Annotated in this window: 18 protein-coding genes; 7 read left to right on the top strand and 11 right to left on the bottom strand. The window is 69.9% G+C overall.

The window, feature by feature from the left end; translation table 11 throughout:
* Together OO47_RS18415 and OO47_RS36900 are read left to right on the top strand one after the other, a co-directional pair.
* Positions 1–1,668 (top strand): relaxase/mobilization nuclease domain-containing protein (locus OO47_RS18415; protein WP_033209520.1); only part of this gene is annotated, 1,668 nt, incomplete at its 5' end.
* A 153-nt stretch (positions 1,669–1,821) separates the two neighbouring features.
* The gene (locus tag OO47_RS36900; RefSeq protein ID WP_030219035.1) at positions 1,822–2,346 is read left to right on the top strand and encodes a hypothetical protein; all 525 of its coding nucleotides are present in this window, start codon (positions 1,822–1,824) and stop codon (positions 2,344–2,346) included.
* 51 nt (positions 2,347–2,397) lie between these two features.
* On the opposite strand, the gene OO47_RS18405 is transcribed toward OO47_RS36900, so the two are convergent.
* The 6 genes from OO47_RS18405 to OO47_RS18380 form a co-directional block, all read right to left on the bottom strand.
* Positions 2,398–3,570 carry a serine hydrolase domain-containing protein gene (locus OO47_RS18405; RefSeq protein WP_030219040.1) on the bottom strand — a complete coding sequence of 391 codons (1,173 nt, stop codon included), beginning with the start codon at positions 3,568–3,570 and terminating at the stop codon, positions 2,398–2,400.
* A gap of 54 nt (positions 3,571–3,624) precedes the next feature.
* Positions 3,625–4,194, bottom strand: coding sequence for a 2OG-Fe(II) oxygenase (locus tag OO47_RS34035; RefSeq protein WP_078489728.1), 570 nt, complete (start codon positions 4,192–4,194; stop codon positions 3,625–3,627).
* Positions 4,191–5,570, bottom strand: a complete 1,380-nt coding sequence (gene cysS, locus OO47_RS18395) for a cysteine--tRNA ligase (RefSeq protein ID WP_051736396.1) — start codon at positions 5,568–5,570, stop codon at positions 4,191–4,193. Before cysS ends, OO47_RS34035 begins: the two co-directional genes overlap by 4 nt.
* 51 nt (positions 5,571–5,621) lie before the next feature.
* Positions 5,622–6,551, bottom strand: a complete 930-nt coding sequence (locus tag OO47_RS18390) for a hypothetical protein (RefSeq protein ID WP_158708674.1) — start codon at positions 6,549–6,551, stop codon at positions 5,622–5,624.
* 13 nt (positions 6,552–6,564) lie between these two features.
* On the bottom strand, positions 6,565–7,644 hold the full coding sequence (locus OO47_RS18385) for a sugar-transfer associated ATP-grasp domain-containing protein (RefSeq protein ID WP_033209515.1): 1,080 nt from the start codon (positions 7,642–7,644) through the stop codon (positions 6,565–6,567).
* Positions 7,645–7,789: 145 nt separating this feature from the next.
* On the bottom strand, positions 7,790–7,993 hold the full coding sequence (locus tag OO47_RS18380) for a hypothetical protein (RefSeq protein ID WP_030219053.1): 204 nt from the start codon (positions 7,991–7,993) through the stop codon (positions 7,790–7,792).
* 420 nt (positions 7,994–8,413) lie between these two features.
* Between OO47_RS18380 and OO47_RS18375 the strand changes: the two genes are divergently transcribed.
* The 3 genes from OO47_RS18375 (at position 8,414) to OO47_RS18360 (ending at position 12,793) form a co-directional block, all read left to right on the top strand.
* Positions 8,414–9,754 carry a helix-turn-helix domain-containing protein gene (locus OO47_RS18375; protein ID WP_030219056.1) on the top strand — a complete coding sequence of 447 codons (1,341 nt, stop codon included), beginning with the start codon at positions 8,414–8,416 and terminating at the stop codon, positions 9,752–9,754.
* 624 nt (positions 9,755–10,378) lie between these two features.
* Positions 10,379–12,055, top strand: coding sequence for an Eco57I restriction-modification methylase domain-containing protein (locus OO47_RS18365; protein WP_030219060.1), 1,677 nt, complete (start codon positions 10,379–10,381; stop codon positions 12,053–12,055).
* 12 nt (positions 12,056–12,067) lie between these two features.
* The gene (locus tag OO47_RS18360) at positions 12,068–12,793 is read left to right on the top strand and encodes a PaeR7I family type II restriction endonuclease (protein ID WP_030219063.1); all 726 of its coding nucleotides are present in this window, start codon (positions 12,068–12,070) and stop codon (positions 12,791–12,793) included.
* Positions 12,794–13,416: 623 nt separating this feature from the next.
* On the opposite strand, the gene OO47_RS18355 is transcribed toward OO47_RS18360, so the two are convergent.
* From OO47_RS18355 to OO47_RS18335, 5 genes are all read right to left on the bottom strand, one after another.
* On the bottom strand, positions 13,417–14,067 hold the full coding sequence (locus OO47_RS18355) for an FxLYD domain-containing protein (protein WP_030219067.1): 651 nt from the start codon (positions 14,065–14,067) through the stop codon (positions 13,417–13,419).
* Between the two features lie 15 nt (positions 14,068–14,082).
* Positions 14,083–15,177: a baeRF3 domain-containing protein gene (locus tag OO47_RS18350; protein WP_030219068.1), complete on the bottom strand. Its 1,095-nt coding sequence runs from the start codon at positions 15,175–15,177 to the stop codon at positions 14,083–14,085.
* 219 nt (positions 15,178–15,396) lie between these two features.
* Positions 15,397–15,924, bottom strand: a complete 528-nt coding sequence (locus OO47_RS18345) for a DUF1269 domain-containing protein (RefSeq protein ID WP_030219069.1) — start codon at positions 15,922–15,924, stop codon at positions 15,397–15,399.
* Between the two features lie 159 nt (positions 15,925–16,083).
* Positions 16,084–18,114 (bottom strand): DUF2339 domain-containing protein, encoded by a 2,031-nt coding sequence (locus OO47_RS18340; RefSeq protein ID WP_407696319.1) that lies wholly within the window; start codon positions 18,112–18,114, stop codon positions 16,084–16,086.
* A 189-nt stretch (positions 18,115–18,303) separates the two neighbouring features.
* The gene (locus OO47_RS18335) at positions 18,304–20,691 is read right to left on the bottom strand and encodes a serine hydrolase (protein ID WP_030219073.1); all 2,388 of its coding nucleotides are present in this window, start codon (positions 20,689–20,691) and stop codon (positions 18,304–18,306) included.
* Between the two features lie 183 nt (positions 20,692–20,874).
* Here OO47_RS18335 and OO47_RS18330 point away from each other — a divergent pair, with 183 nt between their 5' ends.
* Positions 20,875–21,573 (top strand): GOLPH3/VPS74 family protein, encoded by a 699-nt coding sequence (locus OO47_RS18330; protein WP_030219076.1) that lies wholly within the window; start codon positions 20,875–20,877, stop codon positions 21,571–21,573.
* A gap of 194 nt (positions 21,574–21,767) precedes the next feature.
* A complete protein-coding gene (locus OO47_RS18325; RefSeq protein ID WP_030219077.1) occupies positions 21,768–22,628 on the top strand; it encodes a helix-turn-helix domain-containing protein in 861 nt (286 codons plus the stop codon).
* The last annotated feature ends 126 nt before the right edge of the window (positions 22,629–22,754 follow it).

Below are 22,754 nucleotides of genomic sequence, written 5' to 3'. Positions count from 1 at the left end.
CTGCTCGCCTACCTCTACGGCCCCGGCCGCCACGACGAGCACACCGACCCGCACATCGTCGCCGGCTTCGCCATGCTCGGCATGCCCGACCCCGGCCGCGACCCCGACGCCACCCTCACCCAACTCGCCCGCCACCTCGACGAGCCCGTCCATCTTCGGAACAACGAGTTCGGCAAGAAGGTCACCGACCACGTCTGGCACTGCCCCGTCCGCACCGCCCCCGAAGACCGGCACCTCTCCGACACCGAGTGGGCCGACATCGCCCAGCGCATCGTCGAAGCCGCCAGCATCGCCCCGCCCGGAGACGACCTGGCCTGCCGGTGGATCGCCGTACGCCACGCAGACGACCACATCCACATCCTCGCCACCACCGTCCGCGAAGACGGCCGCCGCCCAAAGCTCCACGACAGCGGCATCCGCGTCGGCGACGCCTGCCGCCAGATAGAAACCGACTACGGCCTGCGCCAACTGAAGAAGGGCGACCGCACCGCCGCACGCCGGCCCACCCAGGCCGAGATGCACAAAGCACAACGCCTCGGCTGGGAGCAGACCAGCCGCGACTGGCTCCAGGACCGCATCCGCGCCGCCATCCCCCACGCCAGCCACACGGAGGAACTCCTCACCTACCTCGAAGCCATGGACATCGCGGTCAAACCCCGCCGCGGACCGTCCGGAGACCTCCTCGGATACGCCGTCGGCCGCCCCGGCGACCTCAACAAGAACGGCGAACAGATCTTCCACCCCGGCGGAAAGATCGCCCCCGACCTCACCCTCCCCAAACTCAAAGCCCGCCTGGAGACCACCGCGCCGGAGGAACACCCCACCGCCCGCCGCGACCAGCCCACCACCCCCTGGCACCAGGCCACCGACGCCCTCGAAACCCTCCACCAGGGGATGACCGACGACACCCACGCCCAGGCCCACATCACCGCGCTCGGCGACCTCATCGAAGCCACCGCCCAGAAGGCCCCCAACCACCTCCACGCCGAACTACGAGCAGCCTCACGGGCCTTCGCCCGCGCTCAGCGCTCCCAGATCCGCGCTGAGAACCAGGCCGCCCACACCCTGCGCCGAGCGGCCCGGGACCTCGCCCACACCGCCACCGGCCCCGACGGCAGCGCCCTGGCGACCCTCCTGGCCGACCTCGTCTGGGCCACGATCGTCGCCGCCCGCTGGCACGAGGCGAAGAACCACGCCCACCAGACCGAAGCAGCCCGCCAGACCCTCCACCACCTCCAGACCGCCGCCGACCGAGCCCTCACCCCGATCGTCGGCAGCCTCGCCACCCGCCGGCCGAACGATCAGGCCCGCCGGACCCTGGCCCACGACGTCCGGGCTGCCGTCCCCGACCACGCCGACCGCATCCTCACCGACCCCGCCTGGCCGGCCCTTGCCACCGTCCTCGCCGACGCCGAAGCCGGCGGCCACAAACCCCACCAGCTCCTCAAGGAGGCCGCAGCCCAACGCGAACTCACCACCGCCCGCCAACCCGCCCGCGTCCTGATCACCAGCATCCAGCACACCAGCCGCAACCCAGCCCCCAACCCCCGCGCCGAAGCCGCCCGCAGCCGCACCACACGGGCATATGCGAGTGGCCTCGGGGCGTACGCGACACAGCCCGCAGCGATCCCTATAGCCCCGAATCCGATCAACCGTTCTCGGCTGTGAAGGAGCCAACCTCGTCTCTGAGGCAAGTACGCAAACCCACCCGGCGGTCACGTACGGGCTTCTCCCGTCATCTCAGCTCAGAATCCGCAAGATGCTCGACCAAGACCGTTCTTCTCCACGGTCGCGGGGTTCGCCGTTTCTAGGCTTCCCGACATGCACGAAGTCGAATACCGGAGCAGCGGGGTTCCGTTGGAGGAATACGAACTCACCCGCAGGGACCACCGCCGTCAGAAGCAGAGCGAGGAGAGCAGCGAATCGATTCGACGACAGGTCGAAGAGGACAATGCCAAATGCCGAGCAGACCCGGCGAGGGCAGAACGTCGCCGCCAGGCATTCGAGAACGTCGCGAAGCTGATGCAGTCCTTCAAGAAGGCCGACCACGAGATCATGCGGTGGCGGGTTCGGCTGTACTGCGGCCACATCGTCGAGACGGTGGCGCATTACACGTACACCGACCCCATCGATGCTGGAGGGTCCAACAAGCAATGCCCTGAGTGCGGAGACGCCTGGCAAACCATCGTGGCCTTCGAACCCATCGGACTACGCGGCGAGCCACCGGAGCCCACGGTCCCCACGCCTCCGCCGCCCCCGAAGAAGCCGACACGAGCCGACCTTGAGCGACGCGTCAGGACCCTTGAGAAGGAGAACGAACGCTTACGCTCGAAGCTCAGTGGCTGAAGGCAGGTCGGTTCCGCGATGTTGAGGCGCCTAGACGCCGGCGCCGACCAACTACACCACCACTTTTCGCACGGCCTCGGCCAGCGCGGCCGCACGTACATCGTCGGACCCGCTGATGATGTGGTTCATCGCGTAGCCGAAGGCGATGCCGTGCTCGGGGTCGGCGAAGGCGAGTGAGCCGCCACGACCGGTGTGCCCGAACGCGGTCGGGCCGGTCATGGGGTTGTCCTCGGTGGGGAGCATGTAGCCGGTGCTGAAGCGGCTCGGGAACACCAGCACCTGGTCCTTTCCGCTGGCCTGCTCTGCGGTCGCCGACGCCAGGGTCTCCGGGGCGAGCAGGCGCACGCCGTCGACCTCGCCGATCAGCGCGGCGTACATGCGGGCGAGTGCCTGTGCGGTGCCGATGCCGTTGGAGGACGGGAGTTCGGCGGCCTGTACCTCGGGGGAGTCGAAGTCGATCGCGGCCGGATCGGTGACCGCGTAAGCCCGGTTACTGAAGGAGTTCGGGTCGCGCCAGGCGTCGACCTGTTCGCGGAGTTCCTCGGGGATGGACTCGACCGGCACCGCCGTAAGGTCTACGGCCGGTCGCCGGTACGCCATGCGGCTGACCCGCTCGCGTTCGCTGGCCGGCAGGCCGATGAAGAAGTCCAGCCCGAGCGGGCCCGCGATCTCGTCGGCGAAGAAGGTGCCGGGTGAGCGGCCGGAGACGCGGCGGATCACCTCGCCGACCAGCCAACCCCAGGTGCGACCGTGGTACCCGTGTGCAGTGCCCGGAGTCCACACCGGGCGCTGGGCTGCCAGCGCTGCCGCCATGGGATCCCAGGCCAGCGCCTCGGCCAGTGGCAGCGGTTGATCGAGGGCGACCAGGCCGGCCTGGTGGGACAGGAGCCAGCGCACGGGAATGTCCGCCTTGCCGTTCGCCGCGAACTCGGGCCAGTACACCGCCACCGGGGCGTCGAGGTCGAGCATGCCGCGCTCGACCAGCATGTGCGCCGCGGTCGCCGTGGCTCCCTTGGTTGCCGAGTAGACCAGCTGCAAGGTGTCCCGCGTCCACGGCCGACCGGTGTCGACGTCGGCGACGCCGCCCCACAGGTCGACCACCGGCCGGCCGTGCCAGTAGACGCACACGGCCGCGCCGATGTCTCCGTGCTGGGTGAAGTTCGCTGCGAACGCCTCGCGGACCGGTTCGAATCCGGGCGCTACCTCACCGTTGATCGTCGTCATGCCGTTCATCCTGGCAGCCGTGCTGCCCTGGCTGGCAGGGGAACTGGCATTAGTTCAGAGGCATTCGGCGTCGACGCGTACGACGAGTGTGACGCGTTCGCCCCGCGTGATCGGCCGTACGCCGTGGATGTGGTCGCGGGTGGTGGGGAAGGCGACCAGGGTGCCGCAGGGCGGCTTGATCTCCTGGGCGGGGTTCTCGAAGAACAGCTCCCCGCCGCCGTAGGAGTCCGGCGTGTTGAGCCAGACCACGAGGGTGAGGTCGCCGCCGACGACGGGCTGGCCGTTGGTCCGGGCCCGTTCGCGCTCGATGTCGGTGACCTCGTCGTGGTGGGCGACGAAGCCGACGCCGGGGCCGTAGCGGTAGACGACCGCCGGCTGGGTGGGTATGCGCTTCGGGGCGATCTCGAAGTGGCTGCGGACGTGGGCGGCGCAGTGGGCGATGACCGCCTCCTGCAGGTGCGTCGGGATCTCGACGTACTCGCTCTTGCGCAGCGATTCGTCGATGACGCCCTGGTAGGTGCGCGGGTGGGCGGTGTGGTTCTTGACGTGGTCCATCAGCGCTCCGCAGAGGCTGAGGGGGATGGCGCTCTCTACGACGAGCGGTAAGCGACTCTTCCAGGTCATGAGGTGGTCTCCTTCCACCAACGGGTGCCCTCGGGCGAGTCCTCAAGGACGACGCCCTGCTGGGTGAGCTGGTCACGGATCGCGTCGGCCTCGGCGAACTTCTTCGCCGCGCGGAGCCGGTCGCGTTCCTTCACGAGTTCGTCGACGGCGGCGTCGCTCTGGGCGGAGCCGGGGATGTCGAAGGTTCCGAAGAGGTTGTTCACGTCCTCGATCAGCCGCAGGGCGGCCCGGCCGGCCGGCTCCTCCGTGCGGTTCTGCTCGCGGATGTACTGGAACAGGACGGCGAGGGCGCCGGGGCTGTCGAAGTCGTCGTCCAGGCGCTCGCGCATCTCCTTCCAGGCGTCCGCCGCGCGTGCGGCGTTCGCCTGGCTGTCGGTGTGCGCGGTGTCGATGGCCCGGGCGAAGTTCTCGATCCGGCGGCGTGCCCCTCGGGCCTGCTCCAGGGTGGAGTCGTTCAGCTCCATGGAGGAGCGGTAGTGCTGTGAGAGGAAGGCGTGCCGCAGGGTGCGGAAGTCCGTCCGGGCGAGGGCGTCGCGGATGGTGAGGAAGTTGCCGGTGCTCTTCGACATCTTCTCGCCGTCGACCCGCAGCAGACCGGTGTGCATCCAGTAGCGGGCCAGCGGCTCGATACCGGAGGCGGCTTCCATCTGCGCGACCTCGGCCTCGTGGTGCGGGAAGATCAGGTCGACCGCGCCGCCGTGCAGGTCGTAGGAGGGCCCGAAGAAGGTCTCCGTGATCGCGGTGTCCTCGATGTGCCACCCCGGCCGGCCCTGGCCCAGCTCGGTCTCCCAGAACGGCTCCCCGTCCTTGCGCCCCTTCCACAGGGCGAAGTCGCCCGGGTTTCGCTTCTTCGAGCTGTCGTCGATCCGCGACACCGAGTCCTCGGGACGCAGGTCGGTGCGGCCGGAGAGCTTGCCGTACGCGGGGAACGAGGCCAGGTCGAAGTACCAGCCGTCGTCGAGCTGGTAGGCGTGGCCGCGCTCGATCAGCCGCTTGATCTGGTCCACGATCGCGTCGATGTGGTCGTGGGCCCGCGCGTGGACGTCGACACGGGTGTTCCCCAACGCAGCCATGTCCTCCAGGTACTGCTTCTCGAAGAAGGCCGCGATTTCCTCTGGCGGGACGCCCTGCTCCGCCGACCGCCGGATGATCTTGTCGTCGACGTCGGTGATGTTCTGGAGGTACGTGACCTTGTACCCGCTCGCCTCCAGGTACCGGGCGATGAAGTCGAACTGCGTGTACGTCTTCGCGTGCCCGACGTGGCTGGGGCCGTACACGGTGGGTCCGCACACGAACATCCGCACCTCGGCCTCCCGCTCGGGGCGGAACTCCTCGACCTGGCCGGTCAGCGTGTTGTGGACCTTGATCGACATCATGCCTCCTGTGTAAGCGGATCACGCAGCGTACTGACGCCCGGACATAAGCGTCTAACTGGAACCGCCGCGCTCGCCGAAGGGGACGAATCGCGGGGACGGAAGGGTGGCGAAGATCGCCGCCTCCTCCCCGAGAAGGTGGTGGTTGGCCTGCTGGTACGCCTTCCGCACGACCTCGATCGCCCCGGGGCTGAGGTCCATCCCGACCACGCGGCAGAACTCGCTCAGGGCCTCGCACCGCCGTTCCAGGTCGACCATCGACAGCGGGTCGCACTGCTGGGCCTCGATCAGCAGGTTCTCCTGCTCGCTGCTGATCAGGCCGAGTGCGCCGAGGGAGTACAGCTTCCACTTCATGTTCGGCAGGAGCTGGCCCGAACGGGCGTACATCCAGTCCACGACCTCGTCCAGCGCCCCGGAGAGGACGAAGTGGCCCGTGGGCACTCCGACCCGCCGCGCCATGCGCAGCGGGATCTCGCGCACGTCCCAGGTGATCCGGTTGTGCAGCCGGTAGGTCTCGCCCTCCAGGCGCTGGAGCTGCTCGCGCGTCTTGTGGGAGATCAGCGCTCCGAAGGCTTCCTCGCGATCGAACAGCGGCTCGCCCTTGTTGCCGTAGGCGTCGCACTTGTCGCTGTTCCACGCCGTACGCGGGTCGGCCTCGTACTGGAACAGGAGCTGGTGGACGTTGACCTCCATGCGTCCCCAGGGCACCGGCAGGTGGAAGCTGAACTCCGGGATCCAGGCGGGGAGCCGGTCGCGGACCAGGGCGTACGTGTCCGCCGGCCGCGACCTCCACTCGTCCTCCTTGATCGGGACGTCGAGGATGACGGCCAGGTCGAAGTCGGAGTCGGTGCTGAACCGGGTGACGTTGCGGGGCGCGACCGCCGAGGAGGACAGGACGTAGAGCGCCTGGACCTCAGGCATCGTCTTGAGCGTGTCGAGCAGACCTCCGGCCGCAGCGCGGGCCTGCATTCTCAGGTTTTCCACGGGAACTCCTTGGTCAGATGATCGGGCGATCCATCACAGAGCGGAGCGCGGGAACGAGCTCCCGCGCGACGCCGCCGTGGGTGCGCTGGATATGTGCGAGGGAGGGGCTGCTGTTGCCCTCGATGACCACAGGTCCGCCGGGTGTCAGTGCGATGTCCCAGCCGATGAAGGGCACCTGCGGGAACAGGCGCGCACAGCGCTCGGCCAGCTCGCGGACCTCCGTCGTGCGGGAGATCTGGTGGTCGGCGAACGGCACCGAACTGACCCCGTGGCGGGTGTGGGCGTTCAGGTACCGGTCGTACCCGTGACGGTCGAGCCTTCCATCGGGATGAACACGGATCTGCATGCCGCCGGCGGACGAGTTGTCCGTGGTGCTCTCGGCGCCACCAAGCTTCAACATCACGTACAGGACCTTGGCGGCACCATCGCGCAGCAGGGTGATCACGCGAAACGTGTTGAGGGCGTACGGGTTCAGCACGTCCAGGTCGGGATGCTGAGGTACGTGCTGCTCCACCAGCCACGTGCCCCACCGCTGCGCGTAGGCCGGGAGGTCGAAGGCGTCCTCGCCAGGCCGCACGATCACGACGCCGGACCCACCGCTGGAGTAGCGGGAGGGCTTGACCACCACGCGGCCGAGTCCGGAAGCGTGGTCGAAGACCTCCGTCAGCGGCACCACATCACCAGCGGACGTCATACCCGTGCGACGGTCACCGCTTGCGATGAGCGCGGGCTGCGGGATGCCTGCGGACGCGAGGATCCTCTTGCAGGACGACTTGTCGTCCAGGTCGATCGCGTCCCGGTTCACGCGGGGAAGGAGCCGGTGGAACAGAGCGCTCTCCGGCAGGTACGAGCAGGCCCGCTCGGAGGACACCTCGCGCCGGTATCCGCCGTAGCGGAAGTAGTGGAACGGCAGGCAGCGCCACCGCGCGGAGACCTTCACCAGGTCCCCCGCGATACGGGCGATGCTCTTCCGGTCCTCGTCTCGCAACATCGCGGGAAGGTGCTCATTCCGCATCTGTCGCACCTGGTAGGGGAGAAACCGCGCGCTGGACACGCGAGGAAGAACCTGGGTGCGGAACCACTCCTCGGTCACGGCCTGGCGGTGGTTGAAGCCACGGTTCGGGGGACGTCTCAAGGTGCTTCTCCCGTCTCTCAGTGGTCCGGGGTTCCGGCCATGGCCAACGTGACGACGAGCGCACTGACGACGATCACGTAGGCCACGACAGCGAGGCGCTGTCTCATCGGGCGGGCCCGACGTTGTCGGCGGCCGTCGACCAGCCGATGCCGTTCGCGGACTGGATGTGGGCGATACGGATGACCCGGCCGCCGTGCCTCTCGTGGACGACTTCTGTCAGCTCGCCTTCACCCCGGCTCGCAATGTCGCGGACCAGGCGGTGAAGGAGGGGGTGGTCCTCCCGGCCTTCGGCGTCGACCGGATTCACCGCTCGGACTCCTCGCGGTCACTCGCTCCGCGACGGAGGAATCTCTCCCACCCGGACTCGGCGCGGGCGCGGAGGGCCGGACTCGGACCGGCCGGCGGCTCGGGAACCGTGTGCTGTCGTCCGCTGTCACCGGGCGTGCGGACGGGCAGAGGCTGGCTCATCACGACCTCCTCGGGGGTGGTGCAGCCCGTCACCTACGCGAGGGACGCCGATGACGGGCTGCGGTCCTGGGAGCCGTCCGGAGCGGGGCGGGGGAGCCGGTTAACCCGGGTGCTCAGCTCCGAACGGCGTGAGGCCCAGTGAACGGCCGTGGACCACGGCCCCGGAACGTTTCCAGGGGGTTCCTCCAGCGAGAGAAACCCCCGTTTCCCGCACGCACGGGGAGTAGCCTCCTGACTACCAACCTGAGGGGAGGGTGGGATGTCTGACCCGATGGCCCTGCACCCGCTGACCTACGTGCGAGAAGGCAAGGGCTGGGGCAAGGCCGAGTTAGCCCGGCGCATGCGTGAACGCGGGGGCGAGCTGGGCGTACCGCTGGCCACCAACCGGACGACGGTCTGGAAATGGGAGCAGGGGCAGGCGCCTGACGCGGACGCGCAACGGGTGCTCGCCGACCTGCTGGGCGTCCCCGAAGACCACGTACGCTCGGTGCCCTGGCCGCGGTGGCTGCCAGCCTGGGAGTCGACGGCCCTGGCGGCCCCGTGGACTCCGGCCGGCACCGTGAAGGTATTCGCTGACCTGGTCAGGAGCGGTCACATGGATCGTCGGGGCTTCCTGTCCATCACCGGCGTCGCGCTGACGGGGGTTGCCGCCGACTGGGCAGCCGCGCCAGAGGCGTTCGCCTCGGCAATCGACGGCGACCGCGTCACCGACGCGATGGTGACCACCATCGAAGCGCGCGTGGACACCCTCCGCACCCTCGACGACCAGATGGGCGGCGCGCGCCTCCTAGACCAGGCCACCAGCGACCTTGCACTGATCACCAGCCTCCTCGACCACGGGCGCTACTCCGATGCCGTCGAACACCGCCTGTACGCGACAGCCGCCCGTGTCTCCTACCTCGCCGGATGGATGGCCTACGACAAGGGCCTCCGCTCCCTTGGGCAGCGCTACTACGTCGGCGCTCTCCGTAGCGCCCACAGCGCCAAGGACGACGGCTTCGGCGCCTTCATCCTGGCCGAGATGGGCGTCCACATCTCCGACGCCGGCGACACGGCGGCACGCGTGAAGCTGATCGACACCGCCATCGGCAACGCCCCCTCGGCCCTCCCGCCGGCGGCGGCCTCGTACCTCTACCTCCACCAAGCCGAAGCGCTTTCCAGGGATACACAGCACGAGGCAGCCGGGAAATCCCTCAATCGCGCCTACGACCTTTGGGGAACCCACCGCGAAGGCGACCGTCCTGACTGGCTCGGCTGGTACGGCGAGGCCCAGCTCAAGTCGACCGAGGGCAAGATCATGCTCCGCTCCGGCTTCCCCGAGCGAGCGACCAGCGCCCTCGCGGTGGCAGTGGACCAAGCAGTACCGCGAGACCGAGCTGTCCGATCCGGCCGCCTCGCCACGGCACGGCTCGCCGCCCGGGACTTGGACGGCGCCCTGGACGCCGCCAACCTCGGCCTGGAGCTGCTGGAGAACCGCGTCCAGTCCGACCGCGCACACGTCCGGCTGAGGAAGTTCAGCAACTACCTCGAACCCCACTCTGCGGTGCCAGCCGTGGGCGAATTCCGCGACCGCCTCCGGGCTCTGGCCGATGCGGTCTGACAACACCGAAGACTGCATGCTCTCGCCTCAGTCCAGCCGCTGGCTGGACTGAGGCGCCTGGCGAGACGATCACGTTCTCGGCGCTCCACTGCTACTGCCTGCGCCTCCGGGAACCTGCCGGCTTGATGCTGGCAAGCGGGTGGGTCCCCTGCGGGAGAGTGGGAACCACGGGCACAGCAGGTTGGTGGTGAAACATGGCGTCGATCGAGTCGAGATCGGCCTCGGAGAACGTCACCGTGACGCCCTTCCTTGAATGCGGAAGTCGCTTGATGTTCTCCCGAAGCCACCGTTCCTTGACTCGAAGGATCTCCGCCGCCTCGGGGTACGTGTAGCGCCGCCTCGGCCCACTCCCCGATCCGATCACCTCTGGTTCATTTCCCACCTGGCTGATGGTTCTCCGGGCGGCACAGGCGCGCGGGCGAAAGGCAGCCGGGTCACCCGTTAGTGCAAGGAGTTCATCTTTGCTGTCCGCGCCGAATCGCCGGACCTGCCCGGTCCCATCAGCCCGTTCAGACACGACGCCCTCGTGATCCGACTGACACAGATTGTCGGCTGTGTTATCACCTGACTACACCCTATGGATAGAAGTCGGACTTGGGGAGGGCCGGGCGGTACTGTCCTTGCGTGGCAAATCTCGCGCTGTTCAGCACCGACGACCTCTCCCTTCCCGAGTCTCTGCAGGAGGCCGTGGAGCACGGTGAGGTGTTCACGCGCGCCTGGGTGGTCGAGCTCATCCTGGACCTTCTCGGCTATACAGCAGATAGGGACCTCTGCGATTTGAGGCTCGTGGAGCCGGCCTGTGGCGGCGGCGCGTTCTTGACCGTGATCGCGTCTCGAATCAGTGCGTCATGCCATGCGCACCAGCGCCCCATCATCGATGCGATCGACGCCGTTCGCGCCTTCGACCTGCTGGGCCGCAACGTAGAGCAGAGCCGGGCGCTGGTCACGGCAGCGCTGCAAGAAGAGGGCTGGGCGGCGGAGGACGCGAGGAAGGTCGCCACCGCGTGGGTGAAGCAAGGCGACTACCTTCTACAGTCGGACGCCGAGCATCGCGCCGACTACGTCGTGGGTAACCCTCCGTATATCCGGCTCGAAGACGTTCCCGACGACCGGATGGCCGCCTACCGGCGGGCCTGCTCCACGATGGGTGGCCGAGCCGACATCTACATCGGCTTCTACGAGGTGGCCTTGCGCAGCCTCAACCCAGGCGGCCAGCTGGGCTTCATCTGCGCCGACCGTTGGATGCGGAACCAGTACGGTCGACGACTCAGGGAGCTGGTGACCAAGCACTTCAGCATGGACCTCGCTCTCGTGATGCACGATGTCGACGCCTTCGACGAGCAGGTTTCGGCCTATCCCGCGATCACGCTCATCTCGAACAAGCCCCAGGGTGCGGCGGTGGCCGCGGACACGAACCGGTCCTTCGGGGCGGAAGCGGCGCGGATCTTCGCCGACTGGTACCTAAAGGGCGAGCCGTCGACGGTCGGCGCGGCTTCCCACCAAGCTGCTCGCATGCCGCATTGGTTCCCAGAAGAGGATTCGTGGCCGGCCGCTTCGCCGGCCAGGCTCGCCGTCATTGAGGACCTCACCGAGCGGTTCCGGCTCCTTGAGGACACCGAGACGGGAACGAAGGTTGGGATCGGCATCGCGACCGGTGCAGACAAGATCTTTCTCACTAAGGACAAGGACCTGGTCGAAGAGGAACGATTGCTCCCCATGGCCATGGTCCGCGACACCACCAGCGGCACGATCGACTGGGGCGGCATGTACCTGGTCAATCCCTGGACGGCCAGCGGCGACCTGGTCGACCTCGACGCGTATCCGCGCCTCGCCTCCTACTTCGAGAAGCACGGCGAGGCCCTGCGCAAGCGATACGTCGCGGTCAAGCAGCCTCAGCGCTGGTACAAGACTATCGACAAGGTCGACCACCAGCTCACCCGTCGCCAGAAGCTGCTGTTTCCGGACATGAAGCTGCGGATCCACCCTGTCCTTGATCAAGGCGGCCTGTACCCTCACCACAACCTGTACTTCATCGTCTCGGACGTCTGGGACATGCGCGTACTCGGTGGCCTGCTGCTGTCCAAGGTCGCGGAAGCGTTCGTGGAGGCGTACGCGGTCAAGATGCGCGGGGGAACCCTCCGCTTCCAAGCCCAGTACCTCCGAAAGATCCGCGTCCCAGACCCAGCGACGATCAGCGAAGGCGACCAGGCCGCTCTCGCCGAAGCCTTCGACAAGAGGGATGTGGAGGCCGCCACCGAGGCCGCTTTGCGTGTCTACGGGCTCGCCGAGCTGCCTGACTAGGAGGAACGAATCTTGACGGTCACCCGCCAAGACTTCGAAGACGCCATCGCGGCGTACTGGGGTGCCAAGGAACTTCAGAGAGAGCAGTCGGCGATCAAGGCCGCTGTGGGAGCGGGCACGGCAGGTGCTGTACGAGGCGGCAAGCACTTCGACGCCATCGCGGTGCTGCTCTCAAAGTTCTTCCTCGACGCTGGGTACCCGCCAGAGAGTATCCGCGTCACCAAGTCACAGGGTCTTGAACTGCCCGGCTACTACCGGCCGCAGAAGCAGTGGGATCTCGTGGTCGTCCACAAGAACGTCCTCGTGGCGGCGTTCGAGCTGAAGGCACTGGGCGGGCCGTCGTACGGCAACAACTACAACAACAGGGTCGAGGAGGCGCTGGGTAGCGCCGTAGACCTGCGCCGAGCAGCCCTTGCCGAGCTGTACCCGAAGGAGAAGCCCTGGCTGGGCTACTTCTTCATCATGCAGGATGGCGAAGGATCCCGGAGGCCGGTCAAGACGGCCAAGGGCGCCCTTCCTGCGGATGAGATCTGGCACAACACGTCGTATCAGGACCGGTTCGGGATCTTCTGCGAGAGGCTCATGGGCGAACAGCTCTACGATGCCGCGTGCTACGTCACATCCTCGGCTGAGAACCCGAAGCCGATCGAACTGGTCGAGAGCCTCGACTGGCGCCACTTCTCCGCAGCGATAAACGCCCGCCTCACGTACCTGAAGGACCTCGACATCCCCGGGTAAGCGCGGTGCCCGAGGGCGTTGGCGACGCAGTGCGGCCTGGGCATCGCCGGCCTGGCCGCGCTGCGTGCCGAGCACCCTGGGCTGTTCTGGCACACGCTGTGGCAGGCATCTCAGAGGATCGAGAGCGTTCGGGGCTGCCGTCAGCCTGGATGTACCCGCCGGCTACCAGCATCGCTCCGTAACTCCTGACAATTGCCCACGGCTGAGGGGCAAGGTGCGTGCGCGATGCGTGAGCGGACGGGGCAGCACCAGGCGTCACACGCAGGACCAGGCACCGTGCCGCACGGCGCTGATCAGGCGGAACAGCACCGCGCGGCACGGTCTGGAACCGCCCGGCACGGATTCGATCCCACTCCTAAAGCGGGTGTCGCAGGTTCGAATCCTGCCGGGGGCACCGGTTCAGAAGGGGCCCACGTCCGGATCTTCGGAGGTGGGCCCCTTACGGCGTTCACGCCCGACCGCCACGGGATCCCGGTCGGTCATCGACGGAGCACCGCATCGCGTCGCGAGCGTGATCGGTATCGGTACCGCTATCGGTATCGGTATCGGTGAAGGCCCCCGTCCTGCGTGGACGGGGGCCTTCCGTGTTCCTCGGGGCGGGCGACGGGTCTCGGGAGGGCGGCTCAGTACCTCTGGGCCTTGGTGAGCCTCGGCGTCAGGACCGGCTCGGCCGGCTGCCTGCTGATGACCAGGGGCTGGGCCCGCTCGCCCGGCGCCAGGTCCTCGGCGCCGACGAACTGCGTCTCGACCACCTTCCCCGACCGGTCGAGGAAGTCGACCTGGGCCGCGTACGACGCCTCCTCGTCCGTCTTGTTGGTGATGGTGACGACCACGGTGAGCAGGTTGTTCGTGTCCGCCCTCGGCTTGCCCGTCATCGCGACCTCGTCCAGGGCGTTCCCCCGGCCCTGCACGCCCTTCAGCGCGTCCTCGGCCTGCTTGCGGGAGCGTTCCGCCTCCGCCCCGATCGACGCGGCCCGCTCGGACTCCCGCGCGGACGCCGAGGCCGCCGCGGAGGACGCCGACTCGCGCGCGGCCGAGGCCGCCGACTCCGCCGCCGAGGCGAGGCCGGACGGGGCCCCGCCCGAGAACGAGGCCGTGTCGGGGGGCGAGGGGGCGCCGCTGAACGTCGGGGCGCCGCCCTCGTCCCCGCCCGAGTCGCAGGACACGAGACCGGCCGCGCCCAGCGCGGTGACGACGACGGCGACGGCGGCGCCCGCCGCCCGGGAGCGGAGCCGCTTTCCGGCGGCGGTACGGAACGGTGGTGTGGTGTTCATGCGGGTCTCCGGGGGTCAGTAGCGCAGTACGGCGGCGATGCGGGCGACGTCGGCCAGGGAGTCGTCCCGTACGAACCGCACCTCCGCCCCGGTCTCCAGGGCCTGTTCCACGATCTCGTCCACGATGTCGTCGCGGGCGTCGAGGTCGGAGGCCTCCGCCGGTTCCAGGTGGTCGCCGTAGTCCCGTACGACCGTCCGGTAGTGCTCCTCGACGGCGAGCAGGTGGATCCGGCCCTCCCTCGCCGCCCGCCACACCTCGTCCAGGCCGCCGGCGTACTCCCGCCGGCCCCGGGCCGCGTCCAGTTCGGCCAGGACGGTGGTCGTCAGGGCCGCCTCGTGGGCGGCGATCAGCGGCTCCACCGCCTTCCGCACGGCCTCCGCCGGCCCGTGCCCCAGGCCGCCCTGCCGGACCGGGGTCGTCCCCTGCGGCAGGGCCCCCGTGTCCTCCAGGAGGGCGATCGCGGGCGGCTCGCCAATCACGTACAGCGGGCGCGGCTCGGAGGCGAGGACGGTCCGCAGCGCCTGGTGCGCGTCCCGGAAGAAGGCGCGCGTGTCCTCGTCCTGGAAGGTGCTCGGCACGTCCCCGACGCGCTCCTCGCGCTCCACGTCCTGGGGCTCCAGGCTCCGCGCGAACGGGAAGCCGTCCCCCGTGTGCCCGACGGTCCGCTCCGGGCCGCCGCTCCACAGCGAGACCCGGTCCGCGGCCACGGTCAGCGCCCAGTACGGGCGTTCGGCGGCCTGCGCGGCGACCAGGTTGCGGGTGAGGAAGGTGTCCGCGAGGACCACCCGTTCCGGCACCTCCCGGGCCACCGTCCACACCTGGTGCTCGCCGGGCGCCGCGAAGACCACCAGGCCGTCCTCCGCGTGCACGAGGTCGATCTCGGCGGCGGCCCGCTCCAGCTGGTCGAGCACGTCCGCGCACCGGTCCCGCGTCACGCCCGGATCCTCCTCCAGCACCTTCCCGGCCTTCACGAGGAGGTTGCGCAGCCGTACGGGGTCCTGCGAGCTGTCCGGTTCGCGGCGGTGCGTCGGCATCACGAGCGACACGGCGGGGTACGGGCGGGGCTGGCGCAGCTTGGCGAGCGCGTCGGCGCTGAGCGCGGGGTGCATGGAGGGCCTTTCGGGTGGGGGAGGGAGGGGGCGGACCGCGGGGTACGAGACCCCAGGGGTGCGGGCCTCAGGAGTACGGACCGCGGGGGTACGGGCCCCAGCGGTACGGACCTCAGGAGTACGGGCCTCAGGAGTACGGGCCTCAGGGGTGCGGGCCTCAGGGGTACAAATCAGGCCCCGGGCCCTGACCCGCGGAGTCGCAGTGGCGTGGGGCCAGGGCTACGGGGTCGTGGCGGAGACGTGGGCGGGGCCCGGGCCGTCCGGCCGGCCCGTGAGCTGTTCCGACAGTTCCCGTTCGTCCTCGTCGCTGAGCGAGGTCTTCAGGAGCGTGCCGCCGTGCGGCCGCATCGCCGCCGTGAACTTGTCGTCCGTGATCTTCGACGCCATGATCACGACCGCCGCCGAGCCCGGCTTCAGCAGGTCGCCGACCTGCTCGCGGAAGCGGTCGTCGACGCCCGACTTGGCGAGCCTGCCGACCAGGCCGCCCAGGGCCGCGCCCGTCACGAGGCCGACGCCGGGCAGCAGGAACAGGATGCCGAAGATCGCTCCCCACAGGGCGCCCGTGGCGGCGGTGGAGGCGACGACGCGGCCGGAGGTGTCGACGTGGGTGCGCCCGTCGGCGTCGACCGAGACCGTCGCGAGCCCGTTCAGGCGCACGACGTGGTCCCGTTGCAGGTCCTGCACCGTGCCGAGGGCCCGCTCGGCCTCGGCGGGGTCGTCGTAGCCGATGACGATGAGCTCGGACATCCCTGTCCACCTCCAGAAGGCGCCGTGCGGGCAGAAGGCGCCGTGCGGGGCGCCATGGTCCACGCACCGACATCCTTGTCCGGGATGTCCGTTTCCGCGACTCGGGTGGAGGCGCCCGGGGGCGTCCGAGGGGGCCTTACGGAGCAGCCGGCGGAGGGCTCAGCGCAGTTCCTCCGGGCAGGGCGTGCCCCGGGAGAGCTTGTACGGGGAGCCCAGCCGATAGGTGCCCGCCTTCGGCGCGACCAGCTCCGTCCACTCGTCGCCCTGGGCGTCCGCCTCCGTCCGGAACAGACAGCCCTCCTCGTTGGCGAAGACCTTGGGCAGCTCGGTGTCCGACTCCTCGCGGGCCCGCTTCGACTCCTCGGTCTCCTGCGGCGGCGCGATCTTGTCGCCGTTCTCGTCCATGAGGGCGAGCCACGGCGAGTACGGCACGCGGATGAGGACCCGGCCGGGGCTGCCGACCCGGATGACGACCTCGTTCGGCGCCACGCTCTCGACCCGGGCGGGCGGCTCCGCCAGCGGGGTCGGGTCGGCGACCTCGTACAGGCGCCAGTTCTCGTCCGACCAGACCTGCTTCAGGTACGGCAGGCCCTCGGCGACCAGCTCCGCCTCCCGCTCGGCGCCGGAGTCGGGGGCGCCGGTCGGCAGGACCACGAAGTGGACGGCCCAGCGGTCGAGCCAGTCCTGGTAGTTCACGGCGTTCAGGGTGTCGTCGTAGAAGAGCGGGTTGCGCTCCATGTCGGCCTGCCGGTTCCAGCCCCGCGCCAGGTTGATGTACGGGCTGAGCGCGGAGGACTCGCGGTGGCTGGAGGCCGGGACGACCTCGACCCGCGCCTTGCCCGCGCCCCGCACCTGGAGCTGGTTGACCAGCGGCGCCAGCTCGCGCGCCCAGGAGGCGTCCGGGGCGGTGCGGATGACGTCGTCGACGCTCTTGAAGCCGATCCAGAGGTTCAGGCCCGCGAAGGCGAGCAGCAGCGCGTACCAGCGGCGCGAGCGCGGCGCGGTGTACGGCAGGGCGGCGAGCAGCACGACCCCGGCGAAGAGCATCGGGAGCCGCGAGATGTTCGAGCCGATCTGGGAGTCGATCGCCCAGGTCAGGAAGGTTCCCACCGTGTACACGGCGGCGGCGGTGCGGACCGTCCGCCAGTCCTTCGGGACGAGGAGGAGGATCAGGACCCCGAAGACCATCGGCAGCGCGGCCGAGCCGAAGGCCATCGGCTGCGTGCCCGAGAAGGGGAAGAGCCAGGAAGAGAGGGCGACCACGGCCACGGGCGCGAGGCCGAGGGCGTACGCGCCGGGGCGCCGCTTGTTGAGGAAGAGCGCCGCCGCGGCCACTCCGAGGAAGAGCCCGGCGACCGGGCTGCACGCGGTCGCGAGCCCGGCGAGCGGGGCGGCGACCACCGCCTTCGCCCAGCGCTTGCGGCGCCAGCGGTGCGGCCAGCAGAAGACGGCGGCGACCGCGCCGAGCGCGAACATCATGCCGAGGCCGAAGGTCACCCGGCCCGACAGGGCGTTGCAGAGGAAGGCGAAGACGCCCGCGACCGCGCAGGCCATCGGATTGCGGACCGCCCGCACCCGCACCAGGATCAGCGCGGTCAGCGCGGCCGACAGGGTCCCGGCGATCATCATCGTGGTGCGGACGCCGAGCAGCGACATCAGGTACGGCGAGACGACGCTGTACGAGACCGGGTGCATCCCGCCGTACCAGGCGAGGTTGTACGCGGAGTCCGGGTGCCGTCCGACGAACTCGGCCCACGCGTCCTGCGCGGCCAGGTCCCCGCCGCTGTTCGCGAAGAGGAAGAACCAGAGGACATGGGTCAGGGCGGCGAGCCCCGTGGCCACCATGACGGTGTGGCGGCGCTTCCGCCGCCGCGCCGGAGCGGCCGGTTCCGGGGCGGGCCGCTGCGCCGGAAGCGGTATTCGCGAGAGCGAAGGAGCGGTGGGGGCTGCGGCGGGTACGAGGGGGGTGCCGTCGGCCGCCGGACCGGGTTCGGCGCGGCCGCCGGGCCGGGCGGCGCTACCGGGCTCCGTGCCCGCGGGGGACGCGGAGGAGCCGGGGGACGCCTCGGAGGGGGCGGAGGGGGCGGAGGCGGCAGAGGGGGCGGAGAGCGGATCCGGGAGCGGATCGGAGAGCGGATCGGGCGGGAAGGAGTCCGCCCGGTCGGCGCGTGTCGGCTCGGCGGTGGTCACTGCGGCCCTCTCCCGTACGTCCCGTCTCACCCCGCGCGGAGGCCCGCGCGCGCTTCTCGTCCCCCGGAAACGCTAACAGCAGGACGCCCCGGAGAACCGGGGCGTCCAGTCGGGCGGGTGGCTTCTCGGCCACCCGCCCGTTCCGTACGGCCGTTCCGTACGGTCGTTCCCTGTGCCCGTTTCGCCCGGTCAGCCCACGCGGGTCAGCTTCTTGTCGAAGCCCGGCTCCGCCAGGTCGGCCTGGAGGGCGACCGGGGAGCTGACCTTCCCGGCGCCCGTGCCGATCGACACCTGGCCGACGACGTCGCCCGCCCTGCCGCTGTGCGGGACGGCCTTGCCGCCGTCGGTGAGCTCCAGCTCGACCTTCAGGCCCGGCCAGCCGACCGCCTTGAGCTCCTTGGTGGCGACGACCGGGGTCTTCCCGCCGAGGCCGTCGTCCACGTAGCCGAGGACCTGGCCCTTGCGGACCACGGAGGCCGAGGTCACGTCCTTCTGCGCCTGCTTGATCAGCTCGTAGCTGTAGTCGATGGAGAGCTGGAGCTTCTCGCCCAGGTACTTGGCGTTCTTGGCCCCCATCACGATGCCGAGGATCCGGCGGTTCTGGCCGTCGACGACGGTGTTCGCCGACCAGAGCAGGTTGCCGCCGGCCGGGGTGGAGGAACCGGTCTTGATGCCGCCCACGCCCGGCTTGAGCAGGATGTTGTTGTTGTTCTCGATCCGCCCGGGGATGCCGTCGACGGTCACGTTCGGCATGTTCACGATCTCGCGGAACACGTCGTACTGCATGACCGCCTTCGCCAGCTTCAGCTGGTCCCGCGGGGTCGAGACCGTGCTGTCGAGCAGGCCGGACGGGTCCGTGTACGTGGACTGGGTCATGCCCAGGTCCTTGGCGGCGGCGTTCATCTTCTCGACGAACGCGGCCTCGGAACCGGCGTCCCAGCGGGCGAGCAGCCGGGCCACGTTGTTGGCGGAGGGGATCATCAGGAGCTGGAGCAGCTCCTTCTCCGAGTAGGTCTGGCCCTCCTGGACCGCCGCGGTCGACTCGTGCTCCGCCTTGCCCTGGTCGGCGGCCTTCTTGTCGATCTCGATCTCGGGGCCGGTCTGCTTCCCCTTGAGGGGGTGGTCGCGGAGGATCACGTACGCCGTCATCGTCTTGGTGACGGACGCGATCGGGGCCGGCTTCTGGGGCCCGTACGTGCCCATGGAGCCGACGCCCTCGACCTCGACGGCGCCCTGCCCCTCGTTCGGCCACGGCATCTTCGGCTCGCCGCCCTCGAAGGTGAAGGTCGGCGCGACGGAGAGCTTCAGGGCGGGCGCGGGCAGCGGGCGGACCATCTGCGCGATCGCGAAGACGATCAGGAGGAGCAGGACCAGCGGGGTCCAGATCCGGATCCGGCGCAGGGCCGTCCGGAGCGGGGTCGGCGGCGGGGGCGGGGTGTTCGTCAGCTCGGCGAGCAGGTCGAGCGGGGGGAGCGGCGGCAACGGCTGCTGCCGGGTCCGCTCCGGCTCGGCGAGCGCCGGCGGTACGGAGGCGGACGCGGCCGCCGGAGCGGGCGCGACGGCCTCGGCCTCCGGCGCCTTCCGCTCGGCCGGGATGTCGGGCCGCAGGGGCAGGAAGGTGCTGGTGCGCTCGCTGTCGGGATCGGTGCCGACGCCCGTGCCCGTGCCCGCCGGCAGCTTCAGGGCGGTCGTCGGCTGGTCGACCGGCGGCCGGATCATCTTGAACATGGCGGTCGGCTGGTCGACCGGCTTCTCGTCGTCGGCGTCGTCGGCGTCGGGTGCGTCGTCGGCGTCGTCGGCACCGGCGCCGGAGGCACCCTCGGAAGCCTTGGCACCCCCGGAGCCCGCCGAGCCCCCGGAGTCCCCGGAGTCCCCGGAGTCCCCGGCGGGTGCCGGGGCCTTCTCCGGCTCGGTCTTCGCACCGGTGGTCGTCTTCCGGGCGGCGAACCAGGAGTCGGCGGGCGCCTCGCCCTCGTCGGTCTCGTCGGTCTCGTCGGCGGACGCGTCGGCCTTCACCGGCGCGGCGGGCTCCTCGGCCGCCGCGTCCTCGCCGGACTCGCCGTCCTCGTCCGGCTCGGCGTCCGCCTCGGGGCCGTCGGCGGCCTCCGGGGCCTCCTCGGCCCCCTCGGGCTCCCCCACGGCCTTCCCGGGCTCCTCCGCCGCCGTGGCGACCCACGCCGCCACGGCCGCCTTGAGCCGCTTGCTCTCCGGCTCGGTCTCGGGCTCGGAGTCGGACTCCGGCTCGGAGTCGGACTCGGTCTCGGGTTCGGCGTCCCCCTCCGGGGCGTCGTCCTCGGGCGTACGCGGGGTCAGGTTCTTGAACACGGCGGTCGGCTGGTCGACCCGCACCGGCGAGTCCTCACCGTCCGAGTCGTCGGCCCTCTCCGACTCCTTCGAGTCCTCCGACCCCTCCGACTCCTTCGAGCCCTTCGAGTCCTTCGAGTCCTCCGACGGGACCGACGAAGTCGCTGACTCCCGGAGCACGGAAAGCCGCGGATCCCGGCCGCCGCCGCCCGAGGCCGCCGCCGTCTCCGACGACCCCTGCTGCTCCGCCTTGTCGGGGGACTCGCCCGCCACCGTGCCTCCTCCATGCGTCATACGTACGTCCGAACCGTCTACCAGTGTCCTGTGTGAACCCCTTGGCCCCCGTGCTAGACGAGAACGACATACCTACCGGTTCCCGGATGAACCACCCGGGCACTCTCGACAGATGAATGTGAGAGGGGTCACCCTGTCATTCATCCACGCGGGGAGGCATGGATGGGCAGGAGCCGCAGAACTATTCCGGAGGAGCTTCTGCTGCTCGCTCTGGACCCGACCACGGGTACCACAGCGCAGCCGCAGTCGCTCGACCTCGGCCTGGCCGGAGCACAGCTAGTGGAGCTGGCGCTGGCAGGCCGGATAGCCCCTGACGGGGATCGTATCGCCGTGGTGATGCCACGGCCGACCGGAGATCCGACACTGGACTCCGCACTGGAACTGCTGCGCAGGCGCGGCAGCCCGGTCCGGGCCGTCCACTGGATAGGCGGACCCCGACTGGGGCTCCGTCAGACGTATCTCTCGCATCTGGAGCGATGCGGCATGGTGCATGCCGTGGAGGGCCAGATGTGCGGGGTGTTGCCGACGACTCGCTACCAGGCGACGGACACGGCGATCAGCCGGGAGATCCGTGCCCGGCTGGACAGTGCGATCCGCACCGGCGTACCGCCGGACCCGCGGACCGCGGCGCTCGCCGCGCTGGCCCATGCGGTCGGTCTCGGCAAGCACCTCTACCCCGGCAACGAAGGACGGTCGTCGCGGTCCCGGCTGCGCGACCTGATCCGGCACGACCCGATGGGCGGACTCGTGGCGCACGCCGTGATGGACGTCCAGAACGGCGCGGGGGCGCAACCGCGCCGCAGCGCCCAGGGCGTTCCGGCGCAGCCACGCGGCGGCATGGCCCGCGCGGCGGCGCACTGAGCACCACGGCACCACGGCGACAAGGCGCCACACGAACCATCCCGGGAGCCGCACAACAGTGCGGGGCGGTCTGGACGACCGCCCCGCACATGTGCGTTGTCCCCGTTTCCCAGCGCACGCAAGGCCTTTGGTGGCAGTCTGCCAAGCGGTAGGTACGCACAGCTACGCAGCAGACAGCCGGAGGTGCAGTTTCCGTGGCGTCCAACGTCAACCCCACCGTCAGGCGACGCCGATTGGGCCAGGAGCTGCGCAAGCTCCGGGAGGCGAAGAACATGACGGCCGAGCAGGTCGCCGAGCGCCTGCTCGTCTCCCAGTCCAAGATCAGCCGCCTGGAGAACGGCCGCCGTTCCATCAGCCAGCGCGACGTCCGCGACCTGTGCGGCGTGTACGAGGTCGAGGACGAGCGCATGGTCGACTCCCTCATGCAGATGGCCAAGGACTCGCGCCAGCAGGGCTGGTGGCACGCCTTCGGCGACATCCCGTACAGCGTCTACATCGGTCTGGAGACGGACGCGGAGAGCCTGCGGATGTACGAGCCGCAGATCATCCCCGGACTGCTCCAGACCCACGAGTACGCCGAGGCCGTGATCGCCGGCGCGCTGCCGGAGTCGACACCCGCGGACATCGAGAAGCGGGTCCAGGTCCGCACCCGCCGCCAGGAGCGGATCCGGGACGAGGAGCGTCCGCTGCGCCTCTGGGCCGTCATCGACGAGGGCGCGCTGCACCGGATCGTCGGCAGCAGGCGGTTGATGGTGCAGCAGCTGGAGCACCTGCTCGAGCAGTCGCAGCTGCCGCACGTCACCGTGCAGGTGATGCCGTTCGCCATGGGCGCGCACCCGGGGATCAGCGGCCAGTACTCGATCCTGGAGTTCCCCGACGCCTCGGACTCCAGCGTCGTCTACATCGAGGGCGTCACGAGCGACCTGTACCTGGAGAAGACCCAGGACGTCGGCAAGTACAGCGTCATGTACGAGCACCTGCGGGCGCAGGCCCTGAACGTCGACCAGACCAGGGAGTTCATCTCGGAGATGGCCAAGAAGCACGCCCAGGGCTGAGGCCCGGGCCGGGCGGGGCAGGCACGGTACACCTGGTCATCGCTCCCACGGAAGCCCGGTTGGAATATGCCACTCGGACGTGTGAACGCCGGTCCCGTCGCCCGGGACCGGCGAGTAGCGTCGATC

It is taken from the genome of Streptomyces bikiniensis (assembly GCF_000716625.1).
GTDB lineage: Bacteria > Actinomycetota > Actinomycetes > Streptomycetales > Streptomycetaceae > Streptomyces > Streptomyces bikiniensis.
This window is presented reverse-complemented; position numbering and strand designations above follow the sequence as displayed.

Excerpts from the sequence above, each read along its gene's own strand:
- OO47_RS34035 (WP_078489728.1), bottom strand. The coding sequence starts at position 4,194 with ATGACCTGGAAGAGTCGCTTACCGCTCGTCGTAGAGAGCGCCATCCCC.
- OO47_RS36900 (WP_030219035.1), top strand. The coding sequence starts at position 1,822 with ATGCACGAAGTCGAATACCGGAGCAGCGGGGTTCCGTTGGAGGAATAC.
- OO47_RS18355 (WP_030219067.1), bottom strand. The coding sequence starts at position 14,067 with ATGAACACCACACCACCGTTCCGTACCGCCGCCGGAAAGCGGCTCCGC.
- OO47_RS18375 (WP_030219056.1), top strand. The coding sequence starts at position 8,414 with ATGTCTGACCCGATGGCCCTGCACCCGCTGACCTACGTGCGAGAAGGC.
- cysS (WP_051736396.1), bottom strand. The coding sequence starts at position 5,570 with ATGATGTCGATCAAGGTCCACAACACGCTGACCGGCCAGGTCGAGGAG.
- OO47_RS18405 (WP_030219040.1), bottom strand. The coding sequence starts at position 3,570 with ATGACGACGATCAACGGTGAGGTAGCGCCCGGATTCGAACCGGTCCGC.
- OO47_RS18345 (WP_030219069.1), bottom strand. The coding sequence starts at position 15,924 with ATGTCCGAGCTCATCGTCATCGGCTACGACGACCCCGCCGAGGCCGAG.
- OO47_RS18330 (WP_030219076.1), top strand. The coding sequence starts at position 20,875 with ATGGGCAGGAGCCGCAGAACTATTCCGGAGGAGCTTCTGCTGCTCGCT.
- OO47_RS18350 (WP_030219068.1), bottom strand. The coding sequence starts at position 15,177 with ATGCACCCCGCGCTCAGCGCCGACGCGCTCGCCAAGCTGCGCCAGCCC.